The sequence below is a fragment of the Mariniblastus fucicola genome (assembly GCF_008087665.1).
GTDB lineage: Bacteria > Planctomycetota > Planctomycetia > Pirellulales > Pirellulaceae > Mariniblastus > Mariniblastus fucicola.
On sequence record NZ_CP042912.1, the window covers coordinates 5,177,793 to 5,196,484 of the forward strand.

The following is an 18,692-nucleotide window of genomic DNA, read 5'->3' on the forward strand; positions in this document are numbered from 1 at the left end:
CAGGGCGGTGGTTTCAGCGTTCCTATTGGTCTTCTTTCGCATCGCGGCGATGGTTTTCACCGCTCCGATTTTGGGCAGCAAAGCCGTTTCGGCAAAGCATCGAGTTCTCGTTTCACTTGTCCTGGCCGGAGTCAGTTTTTCGGCAATGCCACAGGCGGCCACAAATGCCATTCCTCTGGATGCGAACTTCATAGCGCCGCTGGCCAGCGAGATTTCGATCGGCGTCAGCCTCGGGCTGGGGACGATGATCATTTTTTCCGCGGCACAAATGGCAGGCAACATCCTCGGGCAACTCGCTGGCTTGCAATTCTTCGACCAGCTTGACCCAACCACCGGCGGTACCAGCTCACCTGTCGGCCAATTGTTTGGACTAACTTCTTTGGCAACGTTTGCTTTGATGAACGGGCCGGATCTGGTTGTGGGGTCGGTCCTGCACACGTTTCACCAGCTCCCCCCAGGCACAGCAATCGCCAGCGTCGGCTTGCTGGAACTGATCCCACAGATCCTGCAACAGAGTTTCATTCTCTCGATCAGCGGCGTCGGCCCCGGTATCGCAGCGATGCTGGTAACGAGCATTACTTTCGGTTTTGTATGCCGCACGTTCCCGCAAATGAATTTGACATCGCTGGCTCTCGGTTCCAACGTATCCATCATGTTCCTGGCAATCTTTCTGACGCTCGGAGGTTGTATTTGGCTGTTTGTAGATGACCTGGGACCGACGTTGGAACAGATCCAATCGGTATTCGTCAGTTCCGCGACAGGATTCAGCCAATGAATTCTTCCAATGAGGAACGTCAGCATCCGGCCACCGCAGCGCGGCTTAAGCGAGCGCGTGAAGAAGGCGACGTTGCTCACAGTGACGAACTGGCAACCGCGATTCAAATGGTCGCCGGAGTTGCGACGCTTTGGTTTTGCGCCGCCACCATTGGAAACGGTTTGAGGAAGACGACGATTGGGCTGTGGAGCTCCAGTTCGATCAGTGCTTCGCCGGACGCAATCGTGCAAACGTCTCAGTCGCTTTTGTGGACGACGATGCGACTGGTCTTGCCGTTTCTGATCTCAATGTTCGTCATCGGAACGCTGGCTCATGTGATGCAGACCAGATTTCTGATCAAACGACCCAAGATCTCACTTTCATCGATCAGCCCGACGCGCTGGTTTGGAAGTATTTTTTCCGCGAAGGGGTTCGGCCAGCTGATCATCGCGTCGCCGAAGGTTCTGGTCGCGTTAGGGGTCGGTGCGGCGTCTGTTTGGAGTCACCGCGAATCGATCTTCATGCTGGGCGGCATGCCCACCAACCTGCTTGCATCCGCTCTACTGCAGATCACAGCCACCGTCGGAATCAGCGTCGCCGTTTCGCTACTGGCATGTTCTATCGTGGACTATGGAATGCAATGGTACGGATTTCAACAGCGGACCCGGATGACGGACCAGGAAATGCGAGAAGAAATCCGCGGCCAAACCGGTGACCCGCAGATCGCCAAAGTTCGCCACCAGCGAATGCGTGAAATCACTGGAGAGCATTCGTAGGTCCGAGCCGTGCTGATCAAGGCTACTGCTTTGCGATTGAGTAGATCGCAGATTCTGTTCGCAAGATCAGTCGATCACCGGCGACAGCAGGACTCGCCATGCAAAACTCACCCAGGGAATTGGTGTGCAGCAATTCGTACTCGCTGCCGGTCTTGAGCACATACGTATCTCCCTGTTCGCTCAAGCAGAAAAGCTTGTCGCCCATCACCCACGGCGAACTTGTGAAGTCCGCGCCGCTGGATTTGATTCGCTTCTTGTACGATTGCTCGCCGGTGCTCGTGTCGTAACGCTGCAGAATTCCGTTGTCTTGTAAAACATAGAGTCCGCCGTCGTGAGCGACTGGGGTCGGAATGTAGGTTCCCGCACGCGGCCGCGACCACTCAACAAACTCACTCTTGAGCGTTCCCTTCTCAAGCGTAATATCACCCTGTGCTCCGGGGCGAATTGCATAGACTGGCTGCATCTTTCCTCCGTTGAGCAACAGAAAATCGCCGAATGCGAACGAACTTGCAGACGGAGCCGGCGTCATGCCCTTCATCCTCCATAGCTCGTTGCCACTTTCGTCATAGCTCACCGCCAAGCTTGGTCCTACGGTCACGATTTCAGTTCGCTCTGGCGTTTTCCAAACGTACGGCGTCGCCCAACCTGACTTGGGCATTCCAGCCGGCGGACCTGAAGCCGAAGCGGCAGGCTTGCTGGCAGGTCCGCTTCGCTGAGTCTTCCAGATTTGCGACCCATCTGTTTTGTTGTAGGCGGCGATTGAAGAGGCTTCCTCGTTATCGTCCAGAATGATGATCTTTTCGTCAAGCAACACCGGCGAGGTTCCTGTGCCGAACTCCATGTAGATCGGATGGTTCTCCAAGGAAGTATTCCAAACCTGTTTCCCATCGAGCGTATAAGCGTAGAGCCCGACATGCGTCGCATAGACGAACACATGATTGCCATCGCTGAGCGGAGTCTCGGAAGCAAAGCTGTTCTTGCGATGCATTCCTCCGGGCGGCTTTCCAGTGTGGTACTCATGCCGCCAAAGCTCTTTGCCGGAATTCAAATCGAGGCACACTAGAAAGCAGTGCAGGTTCACGCTGTCTGGCAATTCGAAGTCGCGTTCCATCACGCGTTTCTCGACTTCTTCCTGCGAAAGCCCCTCCTTCATCAGCTCTGCGACATAGGCATTACTGTAGTTCGTACCGGCTTGCGGCGGCTTCGTTTCGTTTTCGTTGACTGCGGTCGTGACGAAAACCCGATCATCTACCACGATTGGCGACGACCAGCCTCGGCCTTCAATTTCAGTTTTCCACTGAATGTTTTCCGTCGCAGACCACTTCGTCGCAACGTTCTGGCTTTCACTCACCGGGTTCGCGGCGTTACCACGAAACTGCATCCAGGACTGACCCCAGACAGGTTGAGCGAGCACGACAATCAACAGGAAACAAAATCGCGAAACGACGTTCATTGCGAATCCTCAGGGCAAAAGGGGATAATCGTTGCATACCTCGAAACGGTGGCCCAAGTTTCAACGAGGCAGAGAATAAATCGGCACATCGAACGGCGTTCAGATTCGAATCGCCGCATTAAGAAATCCTGAACCGATCAGCGAAATAAACAGGACCAGAATCATCCAGACCGTGGTCCGCCGCGGCCCCGAGTGAATCATCCAGAGTCCAAACGCCAGCTCGACTCCCGTCAGCGTGAGTAGTAACCAAACGTTGTCTTCTCCACGAAAATCAAACAGAAATCGGCCTGCCAGGATAGACGGCACGAACGCGGGCAATCCGAACGCGGCGAGCACATGCTCCCACTCGAAATTTCTGAACTCATCGGAAATGACAACCCATGCGTACGGAAAGTACATGCAAGCGATCAAGGAGCCCAATTGCCAACGCCAGGAAAGCAAGTGAGTCACAAACCAGGCAGAGAGAACAATGCCCAATGCGATTAGCCAAATCGTCGTGACCAGTCGAAAGCTGGTCAGACCTGCGATCGTAATCGCGATACAGGTCGTTATGACGATCAGCGTCCGGAGGTTGAACTGAAATTTGGACTGATCTTCAAGTTGAACCGTTGATGTCGCAATCGAATCCAAATCGGTTTTCTCGTCGGCCGAACTTTCAGCAGCAAGACATCCATCAGGCGACGCATGTCGACACCACGGAAGCCATGGCAGCGCGATCCACGTCGCAATCATAAATCCAATGACTGCGTAGAACGCATGGCCAACAGAGGGCGACGGTCGGCTCTGATCAGCACCGGACCAGTCGTAAAACGTCGGAATCATCGCACCGACGACAAAGACTGCTCCGACGAGCAACGGAAAGAAAACTACTTTGACCAGCCACGAGTCGCGAGCCACAACGCACTCCATACTGATAACGTTTCCGCTGACAATTCTAACAGCGAACTACTCGTAACCGAAGGCTTCCATGTACTCGCGCCAATGATGATTGATATCCTCGGCAAACTCTGGATCAATCCCGGAAGTACGTATTTTGTGATCCTTGCGAGCGTCGAAATAGGATTCGATCGACGGACTTGCCGCCTCAAAATTCCCAAGCTCCAACTGCTCGTATACGCCACGCATCACGCCCGCCGGATCTTCCAACAGCGATTCAAATTTCACTTCCGCCAGTTGATTTTTCGGTAACGTTTCCCGCTGCTGAAAATAAGCCTGGTACATCAGGTCTTTGCACTCGAAAACGTAATTCTTCAACCAGTTATCGTCATAGTTCGGCAGCTGAAAGCCCTGAATTTCATCCAGCAGTTTCCACAGCCGCATCGTCGAAGCGACAACCTTGTGCGGATGCCGCGACAGGTGAATGAATTTCGCTTGCGGGAACCATTGAGCCAACTGCTTGACGCGACCTGTGTGCGGAGGCGACTTCAGCACCAACTGCTTCGACCCGTAGCGAATCGTAAGCGACTTGAGAAAGTGCTCCAGCGCCTTTTGCAATTCGACTCGCTGATTCGGTTCCGCCAATGAAAGGTTCAGTTGCAAATGATCGCGGCCTTTTCGATTCGGAAACGCAACCCGTCGATAGGGTGTCGGAGCTCCGTAGGCGCACAGCGCAAAATCGTCTTCCTGTGGCGATCCCAAACGCACCGACATGTCGTCCATTGGCCGCCGCTTGGGCAGCAACAGGCTCAGCAACGGACCCAGTAAATAGCGAGTGATGAGAAAATGATTTGGCGTGAACGTGTCGAGAGTATTTGGAAACGCAAAACGTTCATCCAGCGACAACAGTTCGTGCATCAACGTCGTTCCAGAACGCCAATGTCCAATCACGAAAATCGGAGGATTTTCGATCTGCGTATCGGTGATCTTCTTTTGCATCAGCAATCGCTGCACCGCAGCAGCGCCCGAATTGAGCACCGTGCAGCCCCCGACCAGCACCGTCATCGGATACTTGATCGGGTGGATCTGAAATCGATTTTCGCGCAGCAACGAAAGATAGTCGCCGCACTTCATGCCGCTCCAAAATCGCGGAGCCCAGGGCGGGTACCAGTTGCCTTTTGTTTTCTTCTCAGATCTAACAGCCATCGATACAGCGACCAATCACATTGGCCAGATTCAATCATTCCGGAACGCAGCAAAAGCTCAGGCTGCATCGCCGAAGATCTTACCGTCTGGCGTCGTTAGCTTAAACAGCCCAAATATTTCGTCACGTGAAAGTCCGCGTTTCGCAGGCTGTTCCTCGACGTCAAGTATTTCGCGAAACAGCTCCCGTTTTGCTTCGAGTATCTCGTGAATTCGTTGCTCGATCGTTCCCGCCATGATCATCCGGGTGATCGTCACACTGCCGGCGGCCCCGATACGATGGGCTCGATTGATTGCCTGATCCTCGATTGCCGGATTCCACCAACGGTCGAACAGGAAAACATAGCGGCAAAACTGAAGGTTCAGACCAACGCTGCCGGCGCCGTAACTCATCAACAAGATATGTCGATTGGGATCTTCCTTGAATTCCTTGAGGATCGGCTCTCGTTGCTTGGACGGAATCCGACCGTGAAACTCAAGCGGATTGAATTCCGAGATCTGGCCGCTGACTTCCTTGATCGAATCTACCCATTGACTGAACACGATCGCCTTTTGCCCGCTGGCAGCGATCTCTTCCATGTCCGCCTTGAGCCGCTCGATCTTGCTGCTGGATTTGGTGCGCGGATCAAAATTGCAAATTTGCTTCAATCGCAAGACCAGTTCGAAGACATGTTTGATCGTGACTTCGTGCCCCATCTCATTGAGCTTGATCACTCCGTCTTTCTCGGCGGCCTCATACGTTGCCTGTTGCTCCGCCGTGAGCCCAAGTTCCGCATCGCGCATCAAACGCGGCGGCATGTCTTTCATCACCAGATCTTTGGTGCGACGGATGATCAGGTCTTGAACCCGAGTCCGAATCTGTCGCGCGTCGAGGCCCGAGTGGACCAACCCTGGCGAGACGAACTCACAGATACCGACCAGATCTTCAATGCTGTTTTCGATCGGAGTCCCGGTGATCGCCCAGGATCGCTTGCGTTCAATTTTCTGGATGACCTGGGAAGTTGAGTTGGCTTTATTTTTAACTCGCTGAGCCTCATCGAGGATTACCAGATCGAAAGCCGGATCCAGATTCGTGACCGTGGCTTCATCGCGAATCATCAGCTCGTAGTTGGCGATTTTGACCATCGCACGATCGTGCTTCCACTGCCAGTCCCGGTCGACCTGCGAGCCTGAGATATTGGCGACGGTAATTTCGGGAGCCCACGTCTTGAATTCCCGCAGCCAGTTTGCCACCAGCGGTTTGGGACAGATCAGCAAAATGCGTTTCGCACTTTCGGTCCGCAACAACAAGCGGATCGCAGTGATCGCCTGCATCGTTTTCCCGAGGCCCATTTCGTCAGCAAGGATCGCGTTGTAGCGAGGAAACAGGAACGCGATGCCTTCGTATTGAAAGTCGAAAGGCTTGAACGGAAACCGCATCGTACGATTCGACAGGATCGACTCGAGCGGCGGTTGGAGCATGAAGAACAAACGGTCCTCGAGCTTGATCACGTCCTTGGGCGGCTTGATGCGAGTCCGAGTTTGGTTCTGTACGTTGCTTGGCGAAACAGGCTCCGCAGATTCCAACTTTGGAACATCATCCGATTTCGCGCTCGAAAATTTGTCGCGATCCACTTCCTGCGGCTCAAAGAAGTAGCTGTAAATTTTCGGTGGCTTGCCAGCGGAACGCGCAGAGATAACAGGAACCTTTGCCCCGGAGCAGGCTGCCAACAAATCATCGGCAAAGAAATCCACCGGGCCATCGCTCAGTCCGATCGAAAGCCCGATGGCTGCAGGCTGGGCGGCGGGCAAGACACCATCAATGCCTGCGTTTTCAAAGTTATGCAGCATCGGATTGCCGGGCAACGTTCTGAGCTTCACCAATCGCCTGACGGATACGTTCGAAAGGTTCATCCAGCGTCAGCGTCGTCGTAAATCGATCGCAGGCTTCCTTGACGAACTCAAACTGTTCAAGGTCCGTCGTCAAAACGCTTACGTTGAGATGATCAATGCGGAACTCAGGATACTGGACCGTCATTACCTCAAGCACAGAATCGCTTTCGGCGGGCTCGACCATCAAAACGGGAGCTGCAATTTCGCCGGCGAGTTGTTTAAGTTGACGTTGCTCGATGAACAGAAGCTCGGGAGAGGCAGAGCACTTCTTAACCAGTGCTGCGCCAATCAAGTCGCAAAAAATATGGTTGTGATAGGTTTTTCCGTAGAGAATTTTCTGCGTACGGTTTTCCGTGACTGGCGCCGTACAGTGAAACTCGGTTGGTTTCCCGTCCTGGTTCACCAGCAGCAGCCCGCCGGTGTAGCCGAGGTTGTCGTCCGAAAGGACTTCAAGAAATCCGTAAGTGATAGATGCATCCATGCTGTGTAACCGATCGCCGTTTTATGGCGATTCCAGAACTCACGTTGCTCCAAGAATCCCACCCCGTCCCAAAAGACGAATTGGAGCAGTCGGCTTGTCAATACTCTTGTATCCACAAATGGGAAATCCTTTTCCCGAACCGACTCTGGTTTCATCGGTGACCGAACCAAACTGCTTGAACGGCGTATAGACGACGAACTTACCCTGCCGAACCGGCATGCGCTGCACAAGCAGAACATTGTTAAATGAAGGTGTGAAGGTTTGATGGTCACGCTTGTTAGTGGCTCAAATGTTTTTTCAAATTTCGGAATACGAGATTGGAAAAGACAATTCCTCGACACTCGTACTACTGGCGTTTATACTAGGTTCGTTCATCCACTTTCGATTATTCCAACCGTGTCGGAGACGCAACATGCAAAACGATTCTCAAGATATCTCCCCTGTCTTCCGAATCGATGTGACCCAAAGTGCTAGCGAGCCCCAAATCGAAACTGCACAGGAACAGCATCAAACGACCGTCACCATGTTGCTGGAGCAGCTGGTTGTTGGTCAGGATCGTCAAAATGAGCTTTTGGAAGAAGTCGTTGAGCAAATGGGAGCCGCCCAACGTCAGCGTTCTTCTGAGCTGCATCACTGGAAAGAAGCCAACCCTGTTTTGGCGAGACGCTGCCGTGCTGCTGCCGAAGCTCTCTCTCAAGTCCAAACGGAATTTCTGCACAACCTTACTTTTGAGGTTTCCGACAACTACGAGAACATGCTCGACGGTGAGTTTGTGATGAACGAATTCGTCGATCGATACGGCCCACGACTGGCTCATCTCAATGGCGTGCTGCAACTGCTTTCGCAGCTCAGCGGCAAGCCTGCTCCTGCCGAGCACTAAACACAAATCAACACTCATTCTGCTGATTCGGAATGAAGAAGCCCTGTCCCAACTCGGAACAGGGCTTTTTTTGTGGGACCGCCGCAACATTCAGCAAGGCGATTCTTTTATACTCAACCTGCTTCATTCGAAGAGTATTTTTGCTGAAGAAAAGGAACGCTGGATGTTCGAGACTTATAAACCTTCAGGCGGGTTTGGCCTCATGGTCCTGCCAGCACTTCTGGTCGGCATGATTGTCGCCGTGGCGATCTCGTTCCTTTACCAGCTGTTGCTGAATCTGATTCCGTTCATCTACATCAACGTTCTGCTAACCGTTGGAGCAGGATTTTTGCTGAGCATCATCGGCATATCGATATGTTCCTGGGGCCATTGTCGCAATCGCATGCTTGGGTTTCTGGTTGGGCTGATGCTGGCCGTCAGTTTTCTGGGCGCCAAGTTCTGGTTTCAATACCAGGCCAGCATTCCCGAAATTCGTCAGGCCGTCGTTCAGGAGTTGCTGGCCAGCAAGGATTTCCAGGTGACGCAGGAAGACGCCGAGAAAGCCGCAGACAGCTTTGTCAAAACAGAGTACTCATTCCTTGAATATATCCAAATGCGTGTCGATCAGGGATGGAACATTGGACGGCGTGGAGGCGGCGGGCCGGTCGCTGGCTGGTTCGTGTATCTTGTTTGGTTGATCGAAGCAGGGATCATTGCGTTTATGGCGATTACCGGAGCGCTTTCGCAAACCGCGACTCCGTACAGTGAAAAACTGTCCGCGTGGGCGAATGAAGAGGAAATCGTGATGTCGCTGCCGATTTCGGATGCGGAAATGGTGGCGCAAATCAACCAGGCGACAACCGTTGATCAGTTGCTTGAAATTCCGATCCCGAAAACGGACCAGTCCAACATTTTTGCGATCTACAAGACCAACAGCATTCAGGGTCAGGAACTGGAAGACGCCTACCTGACGGTCGAACTGCTGGAGCTTTCGGTTAACAGCAAGGGTGAGCAGGAGAAGACCGAAACTCCGTTGGTGACGCATGCGATTCTGAGTTCCGAGAAACGAAAAGAGCTTGTCGAAAACGCCAGTCTGCTACAGGAAGCGCTTGCTGACTATCGACAAGCCGTTGACGATGGATCGCTTGAGAACGATTCGGCAGAAGGTGAATTGTCGGACGAGGAAAGTTCCGAACAAGCCTAACTCTGGCCAAATAGCGGGACGCGGTCAGCGCGGTCAGGATCACCCGACCGCGAACCCGCAGAAGTTTCGACTTCGTTGGCCAAAGTTCTCTACGACGCAGCCTTTGCCGCAATCGATGGAACTTCATAGCCCGCACGATAGTCTCGCGACATCATGTGGCTGGCTTTTTCGTTGCCCAACACCTGTTCCGAGTTTTCGTCGAACTTGATGTCCGCGCCCAAAGTCAGTGCTTTGCCGGATTCGACGTCGACTCCGTTGGCAATGAGGTGCTGTTTCAATCGATCGAACGATTCCTTGAAAATATCGCTCTCGCTGTCGAGAGAAGACTCGATGTCCGACAATGCAACTTGCTCACCGAGCTGATGAGACATTCCGCCGGTGTGACAAAGTGCACTGGAAATGTGACCTTCGACAATCGGAGCGTTCAGTTTCGACTGATCGTTGGACGCAACCGCATCGAGGAAGTTCGCGTAGTGATCTCCACTGCTGCTCCACGATTGGACTTCGTTGCCGTCATTGTCGAAAGCTTTCGCCGAACCGTATGACGGAATCACGACGTAGCCGTTTTCACACTGCACGATGACTCCAATCTTCGAGCCGCGATAGTTGTCCATGTTGCGATCCCAGTACTTGGGGCTCTTCGATTCCACTTTCGCCTGAAACTCTTTTGCCTTTGGCAAGCCACGAGTTTCGAAAATCAATGGAGCGTCGGGATAGTCGTGAATTACGGTCTGCGTATTGGGCGTGTCTGCAGCGTCCTCGTAACCCAGTCGTCCGCCGATACTGAGCACGCGTGGCGAAATCGTGTCATAGCCCAGGAACCAACGAGCGATGTCCATTTGGTGAATCCCCTGATTCCCCATGTCTCCGTTGCCAGTGTTAAAGTCCCAGTGCCAATCGTAATGCAGTTTCGGGCGATAGAGCTCACGCTTCTCCGCCGGCCCGCACCACATGTCGTAGTTGACGCTTTTGGCCAGCTTCAAAGGAGAATCCAGCTTGCCAATACTCTTGCGCGGTTTGAAGCAGGTTCCAATCGCGTACTGAATCTTGCCGAGCGCTCCACCGCGAACCCATGCGGACGCTTCCTGCAAACTGGGGCTGGATCGGGATTGAGTTCCACACTGGATGATACGATCGTATTTCTTCTGTGCTTCGGTAAGCTGACGACCTTCCCAGACATTGTGCGAAACAGGCTTCTCACAGTAGACATGCTTGCCCGCCATAACCGCGCGGATGCCCATGATCGAGTGCTGATGGTTTGGCGTCGCGATCGAAACGGCGTCGATGTCTTTTTGCTCCAGCAGCTTTCGATAGTCGACGAAAGTAGCCACGTCTTTGCCGTCGGCCCGCTGTCCAAGAATGCTTTCGTCACAGTCGCAGTAGGCCACGACGTTGTCGCCCAAGCCGCGAATGTGATCTTTGCCGCGACCGTTGAGACCAATGACGGCGCATCGAATTTTTTCATTCGTTCCCAAAACGCGACCATAGGCCATCGCGGGAAGACTGATCGCGGCGCCAGCGGCAAGCGATGATTTGAGAAAGTGGCGTCGTTTGATCGTCATTTGTTCTCCAATTTCCTGGACAATGTGGCTTGGTTGTCAGCCGCCCATTATAGCTACATTATGCCACCACGTTCAGCCTTCTATGGAGCAAACGAATCCATCAACGTCAATTCCTCAAACACAGAACGGTAAGCGTTGATCGATTCAAAGTACTGGAACAGAGATCCATAGAACTCGTCGCTGCCGAGCGTTGCGCTGTCGCCGAGGACAATTAGCTTCCGACGGGCACGGGTCAGCGCGACATTGGTTCGCCGATAGTCTTTCAGGAAACCGATTTCACATTGAGAATTGGATCGCACCAGCGAAATGACGACGACTTCTTTCTCACGCCCCTGAAACCCGTCGACCGTATCGACTTCGATATTCGCCAGATCAGAAACCTCACCCGATTCAGACTTTAAGTTTCGGAACAAACTTCTCAGCCGCCGAACCTGTGCTGCATACGGAGCGATCACTGCGATGTCTTCGACCGCCACGCCTTGTGCGACCAGTTGCCGAACCTTGAAGACAACGAAATCCGCTTCTTTCTCGTTCAGTTTACTCAATCCCTCGGGCTCGATCGTTTCTTCCCAGCCAGCTCCGGCTGAATCAAAAAACTCAACTGGTGTTTCTGTTTCTTCGGTCGCGTCGATACCAGGCAGGTCGCACAATCGATGAGCCGCGACGTGATCGTCGGCGACCAGCTTGCCGTCGTAAAAGTGGTCTGACGAAAACCTCATAATGTTTTCGTGCATTCGATACTGGCGAGTAAGCAATCGCGTTGTTGCGTCTCCACACAGGTTCATCAATCGCTCAAGCATGCTGATCGAGTAGCCCTTTTCGACGGCTTCGGAAGCCAACACCGTCGGCGGCAACTGAAATGGATCACCTGCGAGGATCAAACGGTCGCTACGCAACAGCGGTACCCAACAACCTGGCTCGGGCGTTTGACAGGCTTCATCAACAACCGCAGTCTGAAACCAACGGTCCCCCAGCATTTCTTCGTTGAATGTCGTGGTCGCGCAAATCACGTCGGCTCGATCGAGAATCGATTCCACAGCCTGACGTTCCAGAAGTTTCGCATCTGAAAGCATACGTTTGGCTTCGCGACGAAGTTCCTGCTTCTCTCCGCGAGCAGGTTTGCCTCGCGTCCAGCGATCGGCCTTTCGAAACAGATCCTGAGCCTCCCGTCGCATATCGCGAACGACCGGAGCGTTTTCGTGATGTTCGGCCAAACCATCAAGCGAATGTTGCCGCAGTGACTCAGTGACTCGGGCCGGATGCCCTAACCGGACGGCGCGGATGCCTTCTCCGATCAGTCGCTCGAGCAGATTGTCGACTGCGGTGTTCGAGGGCGCGCACGCAAGAACCTTTTCCCCGTCAGCGACACATTCACAGATGAACGCGACGACGGTTGTCGTTTTTCCAGTTCCGGGAGGGCCATGGATCAGTGCGAAATCGTTGGCGGAGGTCACAAATCGAACGCAGTCCTGTTGCACCGGATTTAGCTCAATGCGAGAACGCAAAGCCTGCGGTTCCGCCGGAGTCGGTCGAAACGTTGGCTTACGTTCGCCCAGCAGAATCTCTCGCATCTGCCCCAGCCTGCCTTTGGAAATTCTGGCTGTATCGATGGCCGTCAGATACCGTTGCCGCGTGACTTCGTCGGCGGTCAGGTCAACACGAAAGACTTTTCCATCGGGCCAGCGATCGAGAGCGACTTCGATTGAATCGTTTCGGCGGCTGCTGACGACTCCTGATAGCGACTCGCCACCGTCGTCCCCGAAGTTGGAGACGACCACAGGGGATCCAACTTTCAGTTTGTGCCACGGCATCGGGCGATTTCGATTGCGACGACAGAACTGAACGAGGTGCCGTCCACCAAGTCCGTTTTTGTGATCCTGAATCACCAGATCGACGATCGTCTCGCCGCTTCTCTCTACGTTTTCCGCGCCAGTCCGCTTGCGCCGCTCGGCCATGCGAGCGACCTCTGCTTTTGACTCCAACGCAATGCACTCAACCATGTTGACGAAGTGAGACTCGATTTCAACCGAAGGCAGCCTTGCTCGACGACGTGACATGGCTCATACCTTTTCCGGAAAAAAACGGTCCAGTGTTTCTTTGCTGGGCATTTTGGTGACGAAAGAAGTCACGACCATTGCCAACAACGTACAGGCGAATATGGCGACGACCGGCATGATTTGAAGTTCGGTTCCGGGAATCGTCAAAGCGTATCCGCGATCGGCACCGAATTTGGATTCCTGAAACAACAAATACCAACTACCTGCTGCCGCGAGAATTCCGGACACCGCACCGGCAGCGGTGAGTCGTTTCCAGTAGAGCGCCGCGAAGATGATCGGAAAGAGCGCCGCGAAGCCGGAAAAGCACCAGACTCCCAGCACGAAAACATCCCAACTGTACTGTGCGAAAATGTAAGTGATCACCACGATCAGGATAATGAAGACTCTGGCAATCCAAACTTGGGCCCTGTCGGAAAACCGTTCTTCGCCCAAATAGTGCGTAACAACATCGTTGGTAAACATGCTGCCGATGCAAAGAAACTGACTGTCCAGCGAGGACATGATCGCTGCGAGAATCCCAGCGGTCAGCAATCCTCCCAGCCATGCCGAGGTGTTGAGCTTGACGAGAATCGGCAGAATTTTGTTGGCACCATCGGGAGCCTTCAAGACTTCGGCAACCGGCGGAGGAATCAGGCTGGGGTCTGCAATCGCAGCAGTCCCCCAGATCCCAATCAACACGCATGGTACCCAAACGATCAGGATAAAGATCGGATGCATGACGACAGAGAGCTTGAAACTTTTAGCGCTTTTCGCCGTTAGCCAATGCTGGAACAGGTGTGGAAACATGCCGACCGAAAGCGGGATCAACATATAGGTGCAAAACTTGCTGGGGCTCATCCGGGAACGTGTCGTAAAATCGTAGGAGACTTTGGAGGAAGCATTTTGCAAACTCTGCAGAAACGTTTCGCCACCTCCAATCTTGTTGGCCAATACGACAAACGTGACCACGCCAAGGACCATGAAAATCATCGTCTGAGCCGCGTTGGCCCAAGCCGTTCCTCGCATGCCTCCGAAGAAAACGTAGGTCAGCACGACGGCGCACACGACAGCACTTCCAAGCCATCTCGGAACGGCACCGTTCATTGGTCCATCGGATGGAAAGATTCCAGGAAGAGCACCCGTCGTCATCGCTTCGATCACGATGCCTCCCGACATAACGCCAATCAACAGGTAGGGAATCACCATCGCGACCAGAATCGGAAACAGCAACAGCCCGACCAAATCGCTTTCCAACCGGTCGCGAAAGAACTGGCACTGCGTCGAGTAACCGTACTTTCGACCAAAGCCATAGATCTTTACACCGATCATGAAGAAGCACAGCGAGTGAACGATTCCGCTGCTCGACGCCAGCATTCCGTACACACCGATGCCTTCCTTGAACGACGCCCCAGACGATCCGACCAGTGCGAATGCGGTCATCGTCGTCCCAAAGATGCTCATCAATAGCAAAAAAGGCCCGATCGAGTGACTGGCCAGAAGGTAGTCGTTTCTTGTGCCGCTAAACATTCGACTGGCGAAGTACCCCAGCAGCAGCAACGCCAAAAGGTAAACCGTGATGACGCCCAGCCGCACAAGCCCGGCGTTTGTTTCAGCAAGAAGAAGTTCCACTAGCCAGCCTCCCCGGTTTTTGAGTCGGTTTCAAAGTCCTCTTCGAGGTCTTTCGGCCAGGCAAAGGTGCAAACGAAGAACCAGAAAATCGCCGCCGCTAGAGAAAGACATGCGTGATAAAAAAGTCCGATCGGCAAGAAGCCGAACACGAGCGTGTCGTCTGTCCAATACCAGAAATCCTGGTGAGCGATCAGCAGGGCTATTATCAGCAGCCAGATCAGAATTTTCATTGAGCACTCATTGTAAAAGCGATCTACCGCCGCAGTGGCCCGCAGCAAATTGCCAGAGCGTGGGGCAGGGCCAAATCAGGCGCGGGAGATTTCGTGATCCCGTGCCACGCAGTTTAAACCCTATGAAGCCGCGGATGTAGTACGCTTGTCGCTGAATCGCTGTCCCGAACGATAGAAGATCCCGGATTGGAACAGATTGCGTTGGTAAGCCAGGCGATTGCTTCCGATTGTCAGGCCAGATTTCCAGCAGTTTGCAGGATTTGTCTTTGACAGCGATTCCCAGTGCAAGCTCGCGAAGCCAAAATAGCTGGTTCGGCTACACGCCATCTTACCTTTTACAGCAACCTGCTCGGACCAATGTTCTCCGGCGAACTCAATTGGGCTAATCACAATGATAAAAAATGAAGTCTCCAAACCTTCGGTCAACCTTTTTCCTGTCCTGGCCATGTCGATGCTGACGCTGCTTGGCGTGATCGCGGCGCTGGTAATGCTGGTCGGATTGCACAACAAAGTCCCCAAAGCTGATGCCGCGGCGCCTGCTTCGATTGCGGTTTCCGAAATTGGAAACATCAAACTTGACAAAGACATGGTGCGAATCAACTTAATGAAGCGCACCGCCGGCGGCAAAGTTGACAAACTTCAGGAAATCACAATACCGCTGGAGAAATTCGCAGCCGGTTTTCAACAGCAGGAAAACTTTATGGAACAGATGATTGAAAAAGGAATCATCACTCGGCAGTAAGCTGGCCACGCTGCCAACTGCAGACCGTCAGGCGTGACAGTGTGATATAGTGAGTCTTTCCAGTTTCGCCCTGGGCCGTTGTGCGTCTGGATCGATTTTCAATCGGACATATTTGGCATGAGCGAACCACTTCCCGAGAAAGATTTCAATCCGTTTGCGACGCCGGCAATCGCCACGCCAGCAGACAATTTCCAACCGGTCATCGATCTGGCACGCTATTCGACGGTGCGAATTGGATTGCAGCTGATCTACTATTCTGTCGCCGCACTGGCCCTGATGGTGATCTCCCTGGTCGTCTTGAGCTTCGTCGTTGGTGGCATGCAAACCAGCGGCCCCGGTGGCCCTCCACCAGTCGCTATCATCACTATTTTGATACTGGGCTTGGGTTTCGTCATCCCTTCAGTCACCGCCCTGGTCGGATTCTGCATGTGCGCCGCATGCCCGCACCCGAACGAGAAGTCGTTGGCGGTCATGTCGATCATCGCGTTCTTCCTGAACTTTGCCGCCGCGTTCCTGGGTGGGCTTGCGGCAGGAGGGATCAACGTTGGCGCCCTGAGCACGCTGATTTCGTTGATCGGCAACATGGCTGGTATCGCATGCCTGGTTTTCTTCTGCCTGTTGCTTAAACGCATCGGCAAGAACATCGGCAGCGAACTGATGCAGAAGAACTCGAAGTCGACGCTGGGCTGGTTTATCACGTTCATCGTCGTAGGCATTGGAGGAAGCTTTGCCGTCGGCGTACTTGCGTACGCGTTCGCCAGTAGCCGAGGCTTGTCTGGATTTTCGATGCTGGCGATTCCGCTTGCCACCGGGATGCTGGTGCTGAGCCTTGGAACTTTTTTCAAATTTCTGTCGATGCTTCGCAGCAGCATCAAGGAACTTTCACCAAGAACAAATGCATAAACACAAACGTATCGTTATTCTCACTGGAGCCGGAATTTCTGCGGAATCCGGCATCCGGACGTTTCGCGATGGAAACGGACTGTGGGAGAACCACCGGGTCGAAGACGTCGTGTCGCCGGAAGGTTTTGCTCGCGATCCAGATCTGGTTTTGAATTTCTACAACCAGCGACGCCAGCAGCTGTTGTCTGGGGAAGTTCACGAAAACGCGGCTCATGTTGCTTTGGCGAAACTTGAAAAAGAGCATTCCGGTGAGGTGCTGCTGGTCACTCAGAATGTAGATGATTTGCATGAACGAGCCGGCAGCAGGAACCTGATCCATATCCACGGACAATTGCTTGAGCAACGTTGCGCGCGTTGCAGCTAGGTTTCCGAAATCCGAAAAGACATGAGTCGCGAGGACATTTGCGACGCTTGCCAACTGGTCGGCACGCTTCGTCCGAACATTGTCTGGTTTGGCGAGATGCCGTTTGAGATGGAAAGAATCGAAGCCGCGTTGCAGCGATGCGACCTGTTTGTCTCGATCGGCACTTCTGGAGCCGTCTATCCGGCAGCTGGTTTTGTGAGCGTCGCGAACGCTTGCGGGGCGGAGTCGGTGAGTCTGAATTTGGAGCAAAGCGATCACGACGGTGCGTTTGATCGTGGCGAATATGGTCCAGCGACCGAAGTAGTTACGGAGTTTGTGGAGGAGCTGTTAGCTGCGAAGTGATTGGATTGACGCGGCACGCTCCAGTCGATTTCCGGCAGGTTGCCGAGGAACTCGCAAGTCCACAACCTACTCGGGTTGCTGCTGCGACAGACAATGAAACGACCCGAGCCCAACCGCCAGGTTACGTGACGGCAACGGCACGACGCAGCGACCTACAGCCAACGACTGCATAACTTTCACGGCAGCAAGATCTTCCGCCACCGAGAACTGCGGCACGAAAATGGATTCATTCGTGATCAGGAAGTTGCAGTAGCTCGCAGGAATCTCGCGGCCGAAAAACTCAAACCGCTGCGGCAACATCAAAGGAACCAGCCTTACGTTCGGCAGTTGCTGACGCAGCACGTCCACGTTGGCAGCAAGTGCCTCATAGCGAACATCATCTTCTTCAACCCAAGCATGAACGATCGTTTTGTCATCCACAAATCGAGCCAACTGATCGATGTGCCCATCGGTATCGTCACCACAAAGTGTTTTTTGCTCTCCAACATCGCCTGGCAACCAGACGACACGCATACAGCCCAAACGCTGACATAGAATCGACTCAACTTCATCCCGTGAAAGCCCGGCGTTACGATTTGGGTCTAGCGCACATGACTCCGTCGTCAGCAAAACACCTTCCGAGTTGACCTCAATGGCCCCACCTTCGAAGCAAAGTCCACCAGCGATGTGCCGGACTTTCAGCAGATCTGCGACGCGTTTTGCAACCTGCTGATCGGCGTCGAAAGGAGGATACTTTCCGCCCCAGGCGTTATAGTACCAATCGATAGCGACCAGTTCCTCCGAACCGAGTTCCTTCACAAAGGTTGGAGCGTAGTCGCGAGCCCACGCGTCGTCAGTCTCCATCTCAACGACCCGTACGTGATCGGCAGCCCCGAACTGCGATATCGCCAATTCAATTTCGCGTTTTGGCGTCATCACATTTGTCGTCTGGCTTTCACCAATTGCTTTTGCGAGCGAGACAAACTCGGTCTGAGCCTGCTGCAGGTTTGCTGGCCAGGTTTCAACGTTGTGCGGCCAGCTCAACCAAATCGCTTTTTGCGGCTCCCACTCAGCGGGCATGCGAAACTGATTCATGCGGGCGTCTAACGTGAAGTTTTGTCTTTGGAAAAACGTCGCATGAAGCGATCAAAGATCCAGTACTCAGCGAAGATCATCAGGATAGGAAGCCCAAACTGGAGCGGCTGATAAATGCGATCGTCGATCAAAGGATTGCTTGGCGAGAAAAACGCCCGGATGAAAATTCCGTTGGCGACAAACAGAGCCGTCATGATCAGGCCGACTACGAGCGTGAACGTGCATCCGTCCAGGCGATTGGATTTTCTCGATTTGGCCATCAACAACAACTGGTGAACACGAACAAGCAACTCTCGACGAGAGGCAACCAATTCTGACGGCGAAGGTCCGCG

Annotated in this window: 17 protein-coding genes and 1 pseudogene; 7 read left to right on the forward strand and 11 right to left on the reverse strand. The window is 53.5% G+C overall.

What is annotated here, in order from left to right; all coding sequences use genetic code 11:
• The first annotated feature begins 7 nt into the window (after positions 1-7).
• On the forward strand, positions 8-775 hold the full coding sequence (locus tag MFFC18_RS19370; protein WP_148618992.1) for a flagellar biosynthetic protein FliR: 768 nt from the start codon (positions 8-10) through the stop codon (positions 773-775).
• Entirely contained in the window at positions 772-1,530 is a 759-nt protein-coding gene (locus MFFC18_RS19375) for an EscU/YscU/HrcU family type III secretion system export apparatus switch protein (RefSeq protein ID WP_075083469.1), read from the forward strand. The genes MFFC18_RS19370 and MFFC18_RS19375 overlap by 4 nt, the downstream gene beginning before the upstream one ends.
• Before the next feature lie 22 nt (positions 1,531-1,552).
• On the opposite strand, the gene MFFC18_RS19380 is transcribed toward MFFC18_RS19375, so the two are convergent.
• The 5 genes from MFFC18_RS19380 to MFFC18_RS19400 form a co-directional block, all read right to left on the reverse strand.
• Positions 1,553-2,983 (reverse strand): outer membrane protein assembly factor BamB family protein, encoded by a 1,431-nt coding sequence (locus MFFC18_RS19380; RefSeq protein ID WP_075083470.1) that lies wholly within the window; start codon positions 2,981-2,983, stop codon positions 1,553-1,555.
• Positions 2,984-3,082: 99 nt separating this feature from the next.
• On the reverse strand, positions 3,083-3,880 hold the full coding sequence (locus MFFC18_RS19385; RefSeq protein ID WP_148618993.1) for a hypothetical protein: 798 nt from the start codon (positions 3,878-3,880) through the stop codon (positions 3,083-3,085).
• 48 nt (positions 3,881-3,928) lie between these two features.
• A complete protein-coding gene (locus MFFC18_RS19390) occupies positions 3,929-5,065 on the reverse strand; it encodes a sulfotransferase family protein (RefSeq protein WP_075083472.1) in 1,137 nt (378 codons plus the stop codon).
• A gap of 57 nt (positions 5,066-5,122) precedes the next feature.
• Entirely contained in the window at positions 5,123-6,955 is a 1,833-nt protein-coding gene (locus MFFC18_RS19395; protein ID WP_087149617.1) for a DEAD/DEAH box helicase, read from the reverse strand.
• Positions 6,882-7,415 (reverse strand): hypothetical protein, encoded by a 534-nt coding sequence (locus MFFC18_RS19400; protein ID WP_075083474.1) that lies wholly within the window; start codon positions 7,413-7,415, stop codon positions 6,882-6,884. Before MFFC18_RS19400 ends, MFFC18_RS19395 begins: the two co-directional genes overlap by 74 nt.
• Positions 7,416-7,827: 412 nt before the next feature.
• On the opposite strand from MFFC18_RS19400, the gene MFFC18_RS19405 reads away from it, so the two are divergent.
• Complete coding sequence (locus MFFC18_RS19405) at positions 7,828-8,295, forward strand: hypothetical protein (protein WP_075083476.1); 468 nt, start codon at positions 7,828-7,830, stop codon at positions 8,293-8,295.
• Positions 8,296-8,458: 163 nt separating this feature from the next.
• A complete protein-coding gene (locus MFFC18_RS19410; protein WP_148618994.1) occupies positions 8,459-9,478 on the forward strand; it encodes a hypothetical protein in 1,020 nt (339 codons plus the stop codon).
• Positions 9,479-9,567: 89 nt separating this feature from the next.
• Here MFFC18_RS19410 and MFFC18_RS19415 read toward each other — a convergent pair whose 3' ends face one another.
• The 4 genes from MFFC18_RS19415 to MFFC18_RS19430 all read right to left on the reverse strand — a co-directional run bounded on the left by MFFC18_RS19415 (position 9,568) and on the right by MFFC18_RS19430 (position 14,935).
• Complete coding sequence (locus tag MFFC18_RS19415) at positions 9,568-11,040, reverse strand: Gfo/Idh/MocA family oxidoreductase (RefSeq protein WP_075083478.1); 1,473 nt, start codon at positions 11,038-11,040, stop codon at positions 9,568-9,570.
• 80 nt (positions 11,041-11,120) lie between these two features.
• Positions 11,121-13,097: an AAA domain-containing protein gene (locus MFFC18_RS19420; RefSeq protein ID WP_075083479.1), complete on the reverse strand. Its 1,977-nt coding sequence runs from the start codon at positions 13,095-13,097 to the stop codon at positions 11,121-11,123.
• Positions 13,098-13,100: 3 nt separating this feature from the next.
• Positions 13,101-14,705 (reverse strand): sodium:solute symporter family protein, encoded by a 1,605-nt coding sequence (locus MFFC18_RS19425; RefSeq protein WP_075083480.1) that lies wholly within the window; start codon positions 14,703-14,705, stop codon positions 13,101-13,103.
• Positions 14,705-14,935 carry a DUF3311 domain-containing protein gene (locus MFFC18_RS19430; RefSeq protein ID WP_075083481.1) on the reverse strand — a complete coding sequence of 77 codons (231 nt, stop codon included), beginning with the start codon at positions 14,933-14,935 and terminating at the stop codon, positions 14,705-14,707. The genes MFFC18_RS19425 and MFFC18_RS19430 overlap by 1 nt, the downstream gene beginning before the upstream one ends.
• Positions 14,936-15,326: 391 nt before the next feature.
• On the opposite strand from MFFC18_RS19430, the gene MFFC18_RS19435 reads away from it, so the two are divergent.
• The 3 genes and pseudogenes from MFFC18_RS19435 (at position 15,327) to cobB (ending at position 17,286) form a co-directional block, all read left to right on the forward strand.
• On the forward strand, positions 15,327-15,677 hold the full coding sequence (locus tag MFFC18_RS19435; RefSeq protein ID WP_075083483.1) for a hypothetical protein: 351 nt from the start codon (positions 15,327-15,329) through the stop codon (positions 15,675-15,677).
• A 117-nt stretch (positions 15,678-15,794) separates the two neighbouring features.
• Positions 15,795-16,580 (forward strand): hypothetical protein, encoded by a 786-nt coding sequence (locus tag MFFC18_RS19440; protein WP_075083484.1) that lies wholly within the window; start codon positions 15,795-15,797, stop codon positions 16,578-16,580.
• A pseudogene (gene cobB / locus MFFC18_RS25540) lies at positions 16,573-17,286 on the forward strand (Sir2 family NAD+-dependent deacetylase). Before MFFC18_RS19440 ends, cobB begins: the two are co-directional and overlap by 8 nt.
• Positions 17,287-17,352: 66 nt before the next feature.
• Here cobB and MFFC18_RS19450 read toward each other — a convergent pair.
• Together MFFC18_RS19450 and MFFC18_RS19455 are read right to left on the reverse strand one after the other, a co-directional pair.
• A complete protein-coding gene (locus MFFC18_RS19450) occupies positions 17,353-18,360 on the reverse strand; it encodes an agmatine deiminase family protein (protein WP_075083485.1) in 1,008 nt (335 codons plus the stop codon).
• An 8-nt stretch (positions 18,361-18,368) separates the two neighbouring features.
• Positions 18,369-18,620, reverse strand: a complete 252-nt coding sequence (locus MFFC18_RS19455; RefSeq protein WP_148618995.1) for a hypothetical protein — start codon at positions 18,618-18,620, stop codon at positions 18,369-18,371.
• Positions 18,621-18,692: the final 72 nt, after the last annotated feature.

Bases quoted from the DNA above. Each gene is read 5' to 3' on its own strand.
- MFFC18_RS19375 (WP_075083469.1), top strand. From the start codon at position 772: ATGAATTCTTCCAATGAGGAACGTCAGCATCCGGCCACCGCAGCGCGG.
- MFFC18_RS19380 (WP_075083470.1), bottom strand. From the start codon at position 2,983: ATGAACGTCGTTTCGCGATTTTGTTTCCTGTTGATTGTCGTGCTCGCT.
- MFFC18_RS19390 (WP_075083472.1), bottom strand. From the start codon at position 5,065: ATGGCTGTTAGATCTGAGAAGAAAACAAAAGGCAACTGGTACCCGCCC.
- MFFC18_RS19395 (WP_087149617.1), bottom strand. From the start codon at position 6,955: ATGAACCTTTCGAACGTATCCGTCAGGCGATTGGTGAAGCTCAGAACG.
- MFFC18_RS19400 (WP_075083474.1), bottom strand. From the start codon at position 7,415: ATGGATGCATCTATCACTTACGGATTTCTTGAAGTCCTTTCGGACGAC.
- MFFC18_RS19405 (WP_075083476.1), top strand. From the start codon at position 7,828: ATGCAAAACGATTCTCAAGATATCTCCCCTGTCTTCCGAATCGATGTG.
- MFFC18_RS19410 (WP_148618994.1), top strand. From the start codon at position 8,459: ATGTTCGAGACTTATAAACCTTCAGGCGGGTTTGGCCTCATGGTCCTG.
- MFFC18_RS19415 (WP_075083478.1), bottom strand. From the start codon at position 11,040: ATGACGATCAAACGACGCCACTTTCTCAAATCATCGCTTGCCGCTGGC.
- MFFC18_RS19420 (WP_075083479.1), bottom strand. From the start codon at position 13,097: ATGTCACGTCGTCGAGCAAGGCTGCCTTCGGTTGAAATCGAGTCTCAC.
- MFFC18_RS19430 (WP_075083481.1), bottom strand. From the start codon at position 14,935: ATGAAAATTCTGATCTGGCTGCTGATAATAGCCCTGCTGATCGCTCAC.
- MFFC18_RS19435 (WP_075083483.1), top strand. From the start codon at position 15,327: ATGATAAAAAATGAAGTCTCCAAACCTTCGGTCAACCTTTTTCCTGTC.
- MFFC18_RS19440 (WP_075083484.1), top strand. From the start codon at position 15,795: ATGAGCGAACCACTTCCCGAGAAAGATTTCAATCCGTTTGCGACGCCG.
- MFFC18_RS19450 (WP_075083485.1), bottom strand. From the start codon at position 18,360: ATGAATCAGTTTCGCATGCCCGCTGAGTGGGAGCCGCAAAAAGCGATT.
- MFFC18_RS19455 (WP_148618995.1), bottom strand. From the start codon at position 18,620: ATGGCCAAATCGAGAAAATCCAATCGCCTGGACGGATGCACGTTCACG.